Below are 13,540 nucleotides of genomic sequence, written 5' to 3'. Positions count from 1 at the left end.
GTGGCCGTGGAGCGGCTGCGGCCCGACGCCCCGCCGGCCGACCTCGGCAGCCTGCGGGCGGACCTGGCGGCGTGGGCGGTGCAGTTCGCCGAGGAGATGTCCTCGGCGGCGGGGCGCACGTACGTCCGCGACGCCCTGCTGGGCGACCCCGAGCAGGGCAACGCGGTCCGTTGTTCCGACTACGCCGCCGAGCAGTTGAAGGCCATCGGCGTGCGCGCGGCCGGCCGCGGCGAGGCCGTGCCCGACCTGGAGCGGCTGCTGGACGTCGTGGTCGCCCCGCTGATGTACCGGATCCTGTTCCGCCCCTCCGACCTGTCGGAGGCCTACACCGACCAGTTGGTGGCGGCGGCGGTCGGCCGCGCCGCGCCCCTCGCCTAAAAGCTAAGCATTTGCCTTCCGAGTCTCCGCAGCCCTAGAGTACTTAACGCAAAGGCTTCGCCTTAAGGCTCGGAGGTGCTTCCATGACCGGCGTCACCGCCCCGCCGCGCCGGGCCGGCGGGGCCCGCCCCGACGGCGGGTCGGCCGGGCCTCGGGAATGCGGCCTTCGGCCGGGCCCGACGACCGGCTCGAATCGTGGATCTTGCGTCGAGCCGCCCTGACGGTAGACTCCACCGACCGTCCCGACCTAGGAACCGACCACGTTGCCCGGAGTGCGAACTTCCCGCCCCACCACGGCAACGGACGCGGTGCCGGATGGTCCGCACACGGTGCACGGGAGCACGGGCCACCGCCCCTGCCGTCGACCGGCCGGCGGATCCCACCGCCGCCGACGGGCCGGCCGGACTCCCCTTCCGCCCCCGGATCCCGGCCCCGGATGTCGGCGAGTCGCTCGTCGCTCACCGCCGGTCTGAGGACCGCGCGCCCCCATCGGCCGGGCCCCCACCGCACCGGCGCCGATCAGGGCCACCCACCGTCACCGAAGCCCCCACCGCTCCCCGCGCTCCGCTGCGCCGGGTTCCCCCGAGAGGTCCGCCGTGCCCGTGGTCGATCCCCGTTTCAGCATCCTGTCCGAGGACTTCGCCGCCGCTCCCCACCGCTACTTCGCCCGGCTGAGGGAGCAGTCGCCGGTGCACTACGAGCCGGAGCTCGACAGCTACTTCCTCTCCCGCCACCGGGACGTGCGCCGGGTGCTGACCGACCACGACGCGTTCACCACCGAGACGCTGCAGGTGCGCGCCGAGCCGGTGATGCGCGGGCCGGTCCTCGCGCAGATGACCGGGGCCGAGCACACCGCCAAGCGAAAGATCGTCGTCCGGGGCTTCACCGGACCGGCCCTGCAGGACCAGATACGCGTGATCCGCGCCAACGCCGCCGAACTCGTCGCGCCGTTCCTCCCGTTGGGGCGGCTGGACCTCGTCAACGACTTCGGAAAGCCCTTCGCCGTCCGCGTGACGCTCGACGTCCTCGGGCTGGACCGGGACGACTGGCGGCAGGTCGCCGCCTGGCTCGGCGGAGTGGGCGAGTTCATCACCAGCATCGTCCTCACTCCGGACCGCCGCCGGCACTGCCTGGACTGCGCCGAGCAGTTGGAGGCCTACCTCGTCCCGATCATCGAGCAGCGGCGCCGCCACCCCGGCGCGGACCTGATATCGAGGCTGTGCACGGCCGAGTTCGACGGCATCACCATGAGCACCCGTGACATCACCGCGCTGGTCGTCAACATCCTGGTCGCCGCCGTCGAACCCGCCGACAAGACCCTCGCCCTGCTCTTCAAGCACCTGATCGACCACCCCGAGCAGCTGGCCCGGGTCCGTACGGACCCCACCCTGCTGCCCGCCGCGATCGCCGAGACGCTGCGGTACACCCCGCCCGTCCAACTCGTCCCCCGCCAGGCCGAGCAGGAGGCCGTGTTCGCCGGCACCGTCGTCCCGGCGGGCGCCACCGTCTTCTGCATGATCGGCGCGGCCAACCGCGACCCCGACGCGTTCACCGCCCCGGACACCTTCGACATCCACCGCCCGGACCTGGGCACCGCCCGCTCCTTCACCGCCGCCGCCCAGCACCTGGCCTTCGGCGCCGGACTCCACCAGTGCCCCGGTGCGGCCTTCGCCCGCGCCGAGATCGAGACCGTGGCCGCCCTGCTGCTCCCGCTGCTCGACGACGTCCGCCACAGCCCCGGCTTCGGCTACCGGGAGACCGGCCTGTACACCCGCGGTCCGGTCTCCCTGTCACTGGACTTCTCGCCATCCGGGACGGCCAGGCGCCTTGGTTAGGATCGCTGCCCGGCCACCGGACACCGCACCGCCGCGAGGACCGCACGGCACGGGTCGGAGCAGGGCGGCACACGGACCGGCGGGAACGCCCGCCACACGCGCCTCGTCCCGGTGCCCGTCACCGCGAGGCCTGGAGGGACCTCCGGACGGTGTCGTCCGGTGCCGGGACACGGGGAAACGGGACACGGGGAAAGGGGAACTGCTGTGGTGTCCGTCGGAGAGAGACTGAGCAGTGCGCGCGTACAGGCCTTCATCGGCCGGGACGAGGAACTCGGGCGCTTCGCGCAGGCGCTGGCCGGAGATCCCCAGGCGCCGGTCGCGTTCTACCTGTTCGGGCCGGGCGGCATCGGGAAGTCGACGCTGCTGCGGCGCCTCGCGGACCACGCCCGGGCCGCCGGCCGGCTGCTCGTCGAACTCGACGGCCGTTTCGTCAGCCGGGACCCGGCCGCCTTCGAGCGGGCGGCCGGTCCCTTCCTCGACGTCGCCGGCACGGTGCTGTTCGTCGACTCCTTCGAGCACTGCCAGTGGCTGGAGAGCTGGCTGTGGCACCACTTCCTGCCCCGCGCCGCGGACGACGCGCTGGTCGTCCTCGGCGGCCGGCTCGCGCCGCAGCCGCAGTGGACGGCGGACCCCGCCTGGGCCGGGCTCCTGCACGTGACCGAACTGACGCCGTTCTCCGCGGACCAGGCCCGGAACATGCTGACCACCGCGCAGGTCCGGCCCGAACTGCGGGAGCGGGTGCTCCGCTTCGCCGGCGGCAATCCGCTGGCCCTGTCCCTCGCGGCGGCCGCCGGTTCGACGGGCTGGAGCAACGAGGAGATCTGGACGCCGTCGGCGGACGTCCTGCGCACCCTGCTGGTGGGGTTGATCGGGGAGGTGCCGTCGGCGGCGCACCGCCGCGCCCTGGAGGTGGCGGCCCAGGCCTACTCGACCTCCGAGGAGCTGCTGACCGCCGTTCTGCCCGACGAGGACGCCCACCTGCTCTTCGCCTGGCTGAGGGACCTGCCCTTCATCGAGTCCACCCACCGGGGGCTCCACCCGCACGACGCCGCCCGCGAGACGCTGGCCGCCGACCTGCGCTGGCGAGCCCCCAACGCCTTCGCGACCATGCGCCGGCGGTTGGCGGAGGAGTACCTGCGCCTGCTGCGCGAGGCACCCGAGGACCGGGTCTGGACCGTCACCGACGAGCTCTTCTACCTCTTCCGCGAGGGGGAGATCGTGGCGCGGCTGCGCACCTGGTCCCGCGAGGACGAGGTGCACGACCGCCCGCTGCACCCGGACGACCTCGATGTGGTGCTGCGCATGGCCGAGGAGACCGAGGGCCCGGCCTCGGCGGCCCTGGTCCGCTACTGGGTCGAGCGCCAGCCCCAGGCCTTCAGCGTCTACCGCCTGGTGCGCACCGGCCGGATCGTGGCGTTCACGGCCCGGCTCGCCCTGCCGGCCCCCGCCGATCCGACGGACCTCGCCACCGATCCCGTCGTGGCGGCCGCCTGGGCGCACACCGACGAAACCGCGCCGGTCGGCCCCGGCGAGCACATCGGCATCAGCCGCTTCTCGGTCTACCCCGAGCGCTACCAACTCCCCTCGCGCGTCATCGACCTGAGCAGCTCCCGGGCCCAGGCGGAGTCCGCCCGGGCCCGGGGGCGGGCGTACGGCTTCGCCGTCTGGCGGGACGCCGACGCCTGGGCCGCCCGCGTCAAGGGCAGCCTCAACGACACCGGTGCGCGACCGCGGGTCGGCGACCACACCTACGGGCTGTTCGGCGTCGACTGGCGCCAGGTGCCCGTCGAGACCTGGCTCCGCCACTTCATAGCGGCCACCGACGTGCCGGCCCCCTCCGGCCCGCCCGGCCTCTCCCGCACCGCGTTCGACCAGGCCGTCCGCGAAGCCCTGCCGCACTGGCGCGACGCCGCCGCCTTCGCCGCCTGCGCCCTGACCCGCACCCGCCTGGCCGCCGACCTCACCGACCCCGTCGAAGAGCTACGCGCCCTGCTGCGCCGGAGCATCGACGAGCTCGCCCGCGACCCGCGCGGCGTGCGCGCCCGGGAGGCCCTGACGGCGGGCTACCTCTCCGGCGCGCCCACCCAGGAAGCCGCGGCCCGCCGCCTCGGCCTGCCGTACGGCACCTACCGGCGCCATCTGCGCCAGGGCCTGGACCTGCTCTGCGAAGCCCTCTGGCAGCAGGAACTGCAGGGCCCCCGCTAGGAGTTCGCGACCGAGGAGCACCGCCCCGACGCGCCGTCGGGGCTCGTCCGCCGTACTCCACCGCGCTCCTCGGCCAGCACCGGCCGAGGAGCGCGGCGGGCGGCGGGGCGGTGTACGGGCCCGGCCGACGCCCCCGTACCGGCGAAACCGCGGAGGTCAGGACCGGTAACGCCCGGTCGGCCGCACCGGGCGTTACTGCTTGACAGGGTGCGTAATACTGTAACGCGCACGGCCGGGGCGCTGTCGGAGCAGGTCGCGCCATCCGGCCCCGCGGGCCCCACGAGCCCCTCTCCCAGCAGCTCGGAGCACGACATGCACCCCTTCCTCGACCAGCCGGGGCCACTCGCCTTCGCGCACCGGGGCGGCGACCTCGGCCACCCCGAGAACTCGCTCGCCGCCTTCGAGGCCGCCGTGGCCCTCGGGTACCGCTACCTCGAGACGGATGTGCACGCCACCCGCGACGGCGTCCTGGTGGCCTTCCACGACACCCGCCTCGACCGGGTCACCGACCGCTCCGGCGCGGTGGCCGAACTGCCCTGGGGCACCGTCAGCCGGGCCCGGATCGGGGGCACCGAGCCGGTGCCGCTGCTGGAGGACCTGCTCGGCGCGTTCCCCGGGGCCCGCTTCAACATCGACGTCAAGGCGGCACCGGCCGTCGGGCCGCTGATCGGGGCGATCCGCCGGACGAACGCCTGGGACCGGGTCTGCGTCGGCGGCTTCTCCGACAGCCGCCTCGCAGCCGTCCGCGCCGCCGCCGGCCCCCGGCTGGCCACCTCGCTCGGCCCGCGCGAGGTGGCCCGGCTGCGACTGCGCTCGCTGGCCGGGCCGCTGCTGCGGGGGCGCGGGGCGCCGTTCGCCGGGGTGTGCGCGCAGGTGCCCGAGACGCACCGGGGCGTGCGGGTCGTCGACCGGGCCTTCGTCCGCGCCGCCCACCGCCTCGGCCTGCAGGTGCACGTCTGGACGGTGGACGATCCCACCCGGATCAGGGCTCTCCTCGACCTCGGCGTGGATGGCATCATGGCCGATCGCATCGACGTCCTGCGGGACGTCCTCGGCGAGCGCGGCTGCTGGAACGACGGCAGCACCGGCTCCAGCACCGTGACAGGAGCCCCATGAACACCAGCACGGAACACCTGACGGACCAGCGGCCGGACCACCCGGCGACCCCCGCCGCCGGCCGCGACCTGCGCCGCATACAGTTCGGCTGGTACATCAACGACTGGGCCAACGCCGCCTTCTCGGCCACCGTCCTGACGGTGTTCCTCGGGCCGTACCTGACCTCGGTGGCCAAGAACGCCGCCGACGCGGCCGGCGACGTGCACCCGCTCGGCCTCACGATCCGCGCGGGGTCGTTCTTCCCGTACACCGTCTCCTTCTCCGTGCTGCTCTCGGTCGCGGTGATGCTGCTGACCGGCACGATCGCGGACCGCACCGGGCGGCACAAGGAGCTGATGTGCGGCTTCGCCTACGTCGGCGCGGTCGCCACGATGGGGATGTTCCTCCTCGACGGCGACCGCTACCTGCTCGGCGGCGCGCTCCTGGTGGTCGCCAACATCGCGTACGCGGTGTCGGTCGCGCTCTCCTACGCCTACCTGCCGGGCCTGGCCGGCCCCGACGAACGCGACGCGGTCTCCTCCAAGGGCTGGGCGTACGGGTACGCGGGCGGCGGCCTGCTGCTGATCGCCAACCTGGCGCTGTTCGAGGGCCACGACGCGCTCGGCCTGTCCTCCGGCACCGCCGTGCGGATCTGCCTGGCCTCGGCCGGCCTGTGGTGGGCGCTGTTCACGATCGTCCCGATGCTGCGGCTGCCCTCGCGGGCCGGCGCCGCCCCCGACCGTGCCGCGGCCGGACCGGACCGGCCCGCCGCCGGCAGCCTGCGCGAACTCGCCCGCACCCTGCGCGGCATGCGCGAGTACCCGCTCACGCTGCTCTACCTGGGCGCCTTCCTCTGCTACAACGACGGCATCCAGACCGTCGTCTCCCAGGCCTCGCTCTACGGCAGCGAGGAGCTCGGCATGGACCAGACCTCGCTGGTCGTCGCCGTGCTGCTGGTCCAGATCGTCGCGATCGGCGGCGCCCTGCTCCTCGGCCGGATCGCCCGCCGGTACGGCGCCAAGCGGACCGTCCTCGGCTCGCTGGTCGGCTGGGTGGTCACCCTCGCCCTCGGGTACCTGATGCCCGCCCACCAGCCCGCCTGGTTCTTCGCCCTGGCCTGCATGATCGGCCTGGTGCTCGGCGGCAGCCAGGCGCTCTCCCGCTCGCTGTTCTCCCACCTCATCCCGGCCGGCCGGGAGGCCGAGTACTTCAGCGTCTACAAGGTCAGCGACCGCGGCACCAGCTGGATGGGCCCGCTGGTCTTCGGCCTCGCCTACCAGATCACCGGCAGCTACCGCTCGGCGATCATCTCGCTGCTGGTGTTCTTCGTGATCGGCTTCGCCGTGCTGGCGAAGGTCCCCGTCCGCCGCGCCATCGAGGCCGTCGGCAACCCCGTCCCCGAGCGCCTGTAGCACCCTTCGCCCGACAGCGAGCACCACGAGCGGCTGCACCGCCCCCCGGCGGTGCAGCCGCTCACTGGTTGACACCGGGGAGGAACCAGTCGCGCTCGTCGTAGCGCCGAGGCCCGCACCGGCTGGTGCGGGCCTCGGTCGTGCGCCTGCACGTCGGGCGCACCGTCATGTCGGTGGCGGGGCGTATCGTCCGCGCCATGGACACCCTTCAGCTCGCATCATGGTCCGAAGCAGGACTGGAGATCCTGCACCGCCAGAACACCCCCGGGATGACCGAACACGTCGGCGGCCCCGAGACCGAGCAGGCCGTCGTCGACCGCCAGTCGCGCTACCTCCGGCTCGAAGGCGGCGAGATGCTGATCGTGCGCCTCGGCGGTGAGGCGATCGGGTCGGTCGGGTACTGGGAGCGGGAGTGGGAAGGGGAGGACGTGTACGAGACCGGCTACGCGATCCTCCCCGAGTTCGCCGGCCACGGGTACGCCGCCGCCGCCCTGCGGTTGGCCGCGGAGCGAGCAGCGGCCCGCGGCGCACGGCGCTTCCTGCACGCGTTCCCCCACGTGGACCACGCGACGTCCAACGCGGTGTGCCGCAGGGCGGGGTTCGAGCTGATCGGCCCGGTCGCCTTCGAGTACCCCGCAGGCACCTGGCTGCAGTCCAACGACTGGCGGCTCGACCTGAGCGCCCTGGGCGCCTGACCGTACAGAAGCACGCCGGGGTGCCGTCCGGCCGACGGACGGCACCCCGGACATGGCCAAGAATCCCCGAAGGGACTCTCGGGAGCCGGGATTCCCCGCAGTCCCGAGGTCACGCGACCTCTTCGCCCGTTTGCAGGCACCACGAGCGGCTGCGCCGTCCCCTCCGGCGGTGCAGCCGCTCGTGGTTGACGCCTCGTCAGGCAGAGCGGAGTCTGACCCCCGCGACCACGGACTTGCCACAGGTCCGTCGGGGCACGACGGCCCAGATGTCGCAGACCGCATCGACCAACAGCAGGCCCCGCCCGCCGCACTCCTGCGGGTTCGGTTCGACGAGGACGGGCCTGCCCGCCCCGGGGTCGGAGACGGCCAGCCAGCAGTGGCCGTCGGCGATCCAGAGGACGAGCTCGATCAGCTCGTCCTCGTCGGCGCGGGCACCGTGGCGGATCGCATTGGTGACCAGCTCCGAGGTCACCAGGCGCAGCACGTCGAAGAGTTGGGGCTCGTGGGGCTCCGGGATCGCTCCGGCCACGGCCCGGCGGGCCCGCCGGACGGAGGCGAGCTCAGCGGGAAAGCGCCAGTGCGACGGCACCTCGGGGACGCCGGGCGGCGTCGGCGCGAGCACGACGGGGGTGGACGGAAGCGGGATTCCAGGCATGGCTGACTCCTCGCGGATGTGCAGTGGTTGAGCGAGCGCTGATGCGGCTCCGACGCCGGTGGCACGCCTCCCTGGGCGCAGGCACACCCGTCCCAGGGAAGGCGGGCATGCTCGCGCGGTGCACTTCCGGACATTGCCGTGCGTAGCGGTCGCACTACTCAAGGTAGGGCATCGGGAGCACATGTGTCACCTCGTTGATGCGAGATGGACCAGAGATCCTCAAGGGAGGCAGACTGAGCCGTATGCACGGAGAGGGAACAGATGCCACCAAGGAGTAGCCCCACAGCCCGTCAACAACGCCTCGGGGTCGAGCTTCGCAAGCTCCGAGAGGCCGCCGGCCTCTCCACCGAGCAGGCGGCCGCCGTCCTGGCGACGAACCGAACCGTGATCACGAGCACGGAGGCAGGTCGCCACGGAATCAGCCCCGAACGCGTGCGCCGGTTGGCCTGCAGTTACGAATGCACTGACGCGGAACGGGTCGAGGCACTCGCACGGATGGCATCCGACCGTTCCAAGGGGTGGTGGGAGGAGTTTCGGGGGATCGTGCCGCCGACGTTCCAGGATGTCGCCGAACTGGAGTGGTTCGCCAAGAGCCTTCGCATGAGCAACGTGACGCATGTCCCCGGCCTGCTCCAGACGGAGTCGTTCGCGCGGGCCTTGTTCGCGGCAGCGATTCCGGCACTGCCGGCCGATGAGTTCGAAGCCCGGGTCGCCCATCGGGTCCAGCGGCGCAGAGCACTCGACCGCCCCGATGCGCCCCCGTTCGTGGCCGTCATTCACGAGGCAGCCCTGCGGATGGAGGTCGGAGGCCCCAAGGGGTTGCGCGAACAGCTTCGACATATCGCGCAGATGTCCGAAAGGGACAACATCATCGTCCAGGTCATCCCGTTCTCCGCCGGGGTGTTCCCCGGCTCGGGGCAGTCCATGGTCTATGCCGAGGGAGAGGTTCCGAGTCTGGACGTGGTGCAGCTGGACCGGACAACCGCTGCCGAGTTCCTGCACCTGGAAGCACAACTGCGCAAGTTCGCGCTGCATCTGGACCAGATGCAGCGAATCGCACTGTCACCGGACCGGTCACGCGACCTGATCCACTCCATCGCACAGCAGCTCTAGGAGAAGCCGTATGTCAGACATTGCATGGGACGCACCCTTCTGCCAGGACTCCGGCAGCTGCTTCCGCCTCGGCACCGACTCCGACGGCAACGCCTACATCGCCGTCAAGGGCCAGGAGGACCAGGCCATCACCGACTCCAGGGCTGCCCTGCGCACCCTCATCCTGGACATCAAGGCGGGCAAGGCCGACCACCTGCTCTAGCCCCTCCGGCCCGCAGCCGTCGGGCGGATGCCGGGCCGCGGCCCGCCGCCGTCCTGAGCCCGCCTCAGCCCGCCGCGCCCGCGCGCAGGAGGTCCCCGGCGCGGGTGGCCAAGGCATCCGCGCCGCAGTGGGTGGCAAGCTCCAGTCCCCGGGCCAGGGCCGCGCGGGCGGCCGGCCCGGTGTCCAGCGCCTCGCCCAGGTCGACCAGGGCGATCGCGTGCTCGTAGCGGGCGGGTGACCGCTCCAGGTGCCGGACGGCCTGCGCCAACAGCTCGGCCGCGCGCGGGCGGTCGTGCACCGCCGCGCAGAGCCGCAGCGCACTGCCGACGGCCGAGTCCGTCCCTGACTCCCGGGCCCGGCGGACGGCCTCCCCGGCGAGTTCGCGGGCCTCGTCCGGCCGGTCGGGGGCGACGGCCCGCGCCAGGTGCCCGAGCCACGGCGCCCACACCGTGTTGCGCCAGCCGCGCGCGTCCAGGGCCGCACCGGCGGCGGTCAGCGTCTCGGCCGCGCCGGCCGCGTCACCCCGGGCCAGCAGCAGGCGGCCGTACAGCGTCGGCGCGTCGGGCAGCACCATCACCGTCGGGTACGGCGGGCCGAAGGCGTGTGTCCGGGTGAGCTCCAGGGCCTCGGCGAGCTGCCCGCGCGCGGCGAGGGTCTCGGCCAGCGCTCCGACCGCGTCCCAGTGCAGCGGCACGTCCGGGCCGATCCGTTCGGCGATCCGCAGCGCCCGGCGCAGGTGGTCCTCCGCCTCCGCCAGGGAGCCGCAGCGGAACCGGAGCATGCCGGTCAGCAGGTGGGCGAAGCCGAGGTGGCCGCCGCTCCACCCGGCCACCTCGTACGCCCGGACGGCCTCGGTGAAGAGCTCCTCCGCCCGGTCGGCCCGGTCCGCGTAGAGGTAGCTGATGCCGAGGATCCCGGGCAGCTCGAACCCCCAGGTGGTGTTGGTCCAGCCGAGGCTGCGGGGCAGCCGGCCGCCCGGCAGCGCGGACTCGGCCAGCGCGATGGCCTCCGCCCGGTCGGCACCGCGCAGCGTGAGGTCCCAGCAGCGCAGCACGGCCACCGCGTGGGCCAGGCCGTCGCGTTCGAACAGGACCTCGTCGGGGGTCGACTCCCCGCCCGCCCCCGGGCCGAGGGCGGTGCCTTCAGCGGCGCCCGCGTCGGTGAAGGCCAGTCCGATCATGTCGAGCATCCGGGCGAACTCCGCGAGCCGCCGCGAGCGGCCCGGGCCGTCCGCGTCCTCGGACTGGAACGCGGCGAACATGAAGTGGGCCACCTCCAGCCGCAGCCGGCCCGGACCGGGCTCGGTGCGCGCGGCCTCCTCGGCGCACACCGCGGCGGCCTCGCCGACCCGGTTGCTGTGGGCGAGGGCCTGGGCGAGCCGGAAGGTCGCGTCCACCCGGAGCTCGGGGCCCGGCCCGTACGGGTCCGCGAGGGCCAGGCGCAGCTGGTTGACGGTGGTCGCCGGGTCGGTGAGCAGCGCGGAGCAGCCGAGTTCGTAGAGCACCACGGCCCGGTCCTCGTCGGCGGGCGGTTCGCTGATGGCGCGACGCAGGCAGCGCTGGGCCGCCTCGGGCGCACCGATGGCCAGGTGCTCGCGGGCGGCCCGGCGCAACTTGCCGACCGTCTCGCCGCTGCCCTCGGGCAGGGTCTCCAGCAGGTGCCGGGACGCTGTCAGCAGGCCGAGGCCGGCGTTCTCGGTCGCGACGGCGGCGACCCCGTGCATCCCGGTCCGGGTGGCCGGCGGCATCGACTGGTAGACCGAGGTGGCGATCAGCGGGTGGACGAACTCCAGCCGGCCTCCCGACGTACTGGTCAGCACCCCGTGCCGGCGCAGCTCCCGGATCGACTGGGCGGCCGCGTCCGGGCCCTGGGCGCAGATGACGGCGGCGAGGTCCGGGCGGATGTCGGTGCCGAGCATGGACGCGGCCCAGGCGAACCGCAGGGTCGTCGGACCGAGCTTGTCCAGCCAGTGACGGAGCGTCATACCACGTGCGTCGGAGGCGAGTTCGCGCAGCTGTCCGGCACTCTCCTCGACCGGGTCGAGCCGCTGGTCGAGCACCTCGCGCAGCAGGGCGGTGGTCTCGTACGGGTTCCCGCCGGTGACCGCCCAGACGTGCCGGCAGAAGGCGTCCTCCGCCTGCGTGCCCAGCGCCGCGCGGACCAGGTGCGCGACCGAGGCCGGCTGGAGCGGCCGCAGTTCGTGCCGCCGGTCGGCCCGGTCGACGAGGCCGCGCTGCAGGGTCAGGGCGTCGGCGGGGAACTCGTCCCGGCAGGCGAGCACGAGCAGGGCCGGCAGCTCCCGTGCGCGCACCGCGAAGCCCGCCAGCCAGCCGAGCGACTCCGGATCGGCCCAGTGCAGGTCGTCGACGAGCACGGCCACCGGCGGGCGTCGCTGCACGAGGCGGGTGAGCACGAAGTCCAGGCCGTCCCGCACCCCCTGCGGGTCGAGCTGCCCGCCGGGCGGCAGCAGGCCCACCACCGGACCGACGATGTCCTCCCAGGGCCCGAAGACCTGCGCCCGCTCCTCGTCGGACAGCGCGGCCAGCACCGGCTGCATCAGCTGGCGCACCACGCGGAACGGCTCGTGGCGCTGCCGCTCGCCCCCGCGGGCGAACAGCACCGTGCACCCCGCGCGTTTCGCCTCCCGCCGCGCCTCGGCCAGCACGGCGGTCTTGCCCAGCCCGGCCGCGCCGGTGTAGAGCAGCAACTCGCCGGTGCCGGCTCCGGCGGGCCGGGTCAGGGCCTCGACGGCCCGCCCGGCCGACCGGATCTCGGCCTCGCGCTCGTGCAGTGGACAGCCGTCCCGGCCGGATCCGCCGGCACCCCCCGCCGTGGGCTTGCCTTCGGCCACCCTCGCCTCCAATTCGCCGTTCAGCGGCCTTCGTTACCGATCCCGAGGCTACTGCCGATCGGGGGATTCCGGTGTCGGCTTGCCGTTCCTGCCGCCCGGTGCGACAGTGCGCCCGCACCGGCCGGGCGGCACCGGGGCGACGGGCCGGAGGGGCGGCGGCGGAGGGCCTGCGCCGCGGGCCCGGGGCACCCGCCGGGACGGGCCCGGACGGGAGGCCGTTCGCCGAGCGGCAGGACGGTCTTGTATGGTTCCTGGCGAATCATCCAGAGGGGTGGAGGGACCGGCCCTACGAAGCCCCGGCAACTCCCCGGCCACATCGGCGTCCGACCACGGGCCCGACCACCGGGATCAGTGCCAACTCCGGCCCGTCGCCAACGTGGCGCCGGGCAAGATGAGGAGAAGCGGTGCTCTCTCTGCCGTCCACCCCCGGGGCCTCGCGCGCCCTGCCCCGGCCCGCCCGGGCCGCCACCCACGACGCCACCGGCGCGTGGGCGTCCCCGCACACGTCGTGCGGCGGGCCGTTCCCGGTGCCCCGCGCCACGCGGCGCACGAAACGCCGGTCGACGACGACCGCCCCGGCCCGGGGCGCCGCGCCCACACCTGCCGCGCCCACACCTGCCGCGGGCGCCCGAACGCGCTGACCGGGCCGGACCCCCGGCAGGACCGGCCCCGCACCCGCAGGCCCGCACCCGCAGGCCCCTCCCCCGAGGCCCGCGGCGGCCGGCCCGCGGCGCGGGCCCAACCGCCCGGCTCCCCTGCCGCGACGGCCGGCCGCCCTCCGCGCACTCCCCACACACTCCCCCACCCCCTCCCGCGCCGACGGGCGGCCAGCGACGGCGCGGAACGCGCCCGGCCCGGCCCACCGCCGACGGCGCCGCGCGCCGGTGCCCCCGGCTGCCCACGCGCAGCCGGGGGGCCACCGCGCGCGCTTCACGGAAAGAGACTCGGTACTTCCCATGGACAACACCAGCGGCGTCGGCGTTCTCGACAAGGCCACCCTGGTCCTGAGCGCACTGGAGTCGGGCCCCGCCACGTTGGCGGGGCTGGTCGCCGCCACCGGTCTGGCGCGGCCCACGGCCCACCGGCTCGCCGTCGCACT

11 protein-coding genes and 1 riboswitch are annotated in these 13,540 nt (G+C 74.2%); of the genes, 9 read left to right on the top strand and 2 right to left on the bottom strand.

The window, feature by feature from the left end; all coding sequences use genetic code 11:
- The 6 genes from ACWDRR_RS42940 to ACWDRR_RS42915 form a co-directional block, all read left to right on the top strand.
- On the top strand, nucleotides 1-378 hold a 378-nt coding region (locus ACWDRR_RS42940; RefSeq protein ID WP_449777776.1), incomplete at its 5' end, for a TetR-like C-terminal domain-containing protein.
- 602 nt (nucleotides 379-980) lie between these two features.
- Nucleotides 981-2,213: a cytochrome P450, cyclodipeptide synthase-associated gene (locus tag ACWDRR_RS42935; RefSeq protein WP_449777775.1), complete on the top strand. Its 1,233-nt coding sequence runs from the start codon at nucleotides 981-983 to the stop codon at nucleotides 2,211-2,213.
- 207 nt (nucleotides 2,214-2,420) lie between these two features.
- Complete coding sequence (locus ACWDRR_RS42930) at nucleotides 2,421-4,418, top strand: AAA family ATPase (RefSeq protein ID WP_449777774.1); 1,998 nt, start codon at nucleotides 2,421-2,423, stop codon at nucleotides 4,416-4,418.
- Nucleotides 4,419-4,730: 312 nt separating this feature from the next.
- Entirely contained in the window at nucleotides 4,731-5,534 is an 804-nt protein-coding gene (locus tag ACWDRR_RS42925) for a glycerophosphodiester phosphodiesterase (RefSeq protein ID WP_449777773.1), read from the top strand.
- Nucleotides 5,531-6,925 (top strand): MFS transporter, encoded by a 1,395-nt coding sequence (locus ACWDRR_RS42920; protein ID WP_449777772.1) that lies wholly within the window; start codon nucleotides 5,531-5,533, stop codon nucleotides 6,923-6,925. The genes ACWDRR_RS42925 and ACWDRR_RS42920 overlap by 4 nt, the downstream gene beginning before the upstream one ends.
- A 197-nt stretch (nucleotides 6,926-7,122) precedes the next feature.
- A complete protein-coding gene (locus ACWDRR_RS42915) occupies nucleotides 7,123-7,620 on the top strand; it encodes a GNAT family N-acetyltransferase (protein WP_449777771.1) in 498 nt (165 codons plus the stop codon).
- A gap of 196 nt (nucleotides 7,621-7,816) precedes the next feature.
- Here the strand turns inward: ACWDRR_RS42915 and ACWDRR_RS42910 are convergent, their stop codons facing one another.
- Entirely contained in the window at nucleotides 7,817-8,275 is a 459-nt protein-coding gene (locus tag ACWDRR_RS42910; protein WP_449777770.1) for an ATP-binding protein, read from the bottom strand.
- 261 nt (nucleotides 8,276-8,536) lie between these two features.
- On the opposite strand from ACWDRR_RS42910, the gene ACWDRR_RS42905 reads away from it, so the two are divergent.
- Both ACWDRR_RS42905 and ACWDRR_RS42900 read left to right on the top strand, forming a co-directional pair.
- Complete coding sequence (locus ACWDRR_RS42905; protein WP_449777769.1) at nucleotides 8,537-9,388, top strand: helix-turn-helix domain-containing protein; 852 nt, start codon at nucleotides 8,537-8,539, stop codon at nucleotides 9,386-9,388.
- 10 nt (nucleotides 9,389-9,398) lie between these two features.
- Nucleotides 9,399-9,590, top strand: coding sequence for a hypothetical protein (locus tag ACWDRR_RS42900; protein ID WP_449777768.1), 192 nt, complete (start codon nucleotides 9,399-9,401; stop codon nucleotides 9,588-9,590).
- 64 nt (nucleotides 9,591-9,654) lie between these two features.
- On the opposite strand, the gene ACWDRR_RS42895 is transcribed toward ACWDRR_RS42900, so the two are convergent.
- Nucleotides 9,655-12,441, bottom strand: coding sequence for an ATP-binding protein (locus tag ACWDRR_RS42895; RefSeq protein ID WP_449777767.1), 2,787 nt, complete (start codon nucleotides 12,439-12,441; stop codon nucleotides 9,655-9,657).
- 256 nt (nucleotides 12,442-12,697) lie between these two features.
- Nucleotides 12,698-12,839: riboswitch (SAM riboswitch) on the top strand.
- Nucleotides 12,840-13,397: 558 nt separating this feature from the next.
- Here ACWDRR_RS42895 and ACWDRR_RS42890 point away from each other — a divergent pair.
- On the top strand, nucleotides 13,398-13,540 hold a 143-nt coding region (locus tag ACWDRR_RS42890), incomplete at its 3' end, for a helix-turn-helix domain-containing protein (protein ID WP_449777777.1).

It is taken from the genome of Kitasatospora sp. NPDC003701, assembly GCF_053587085.1.
Note: the sequence above shows the minus strand (reverse complement) of the source record. Positions and strands in the feature narration are given on the sequence as shown.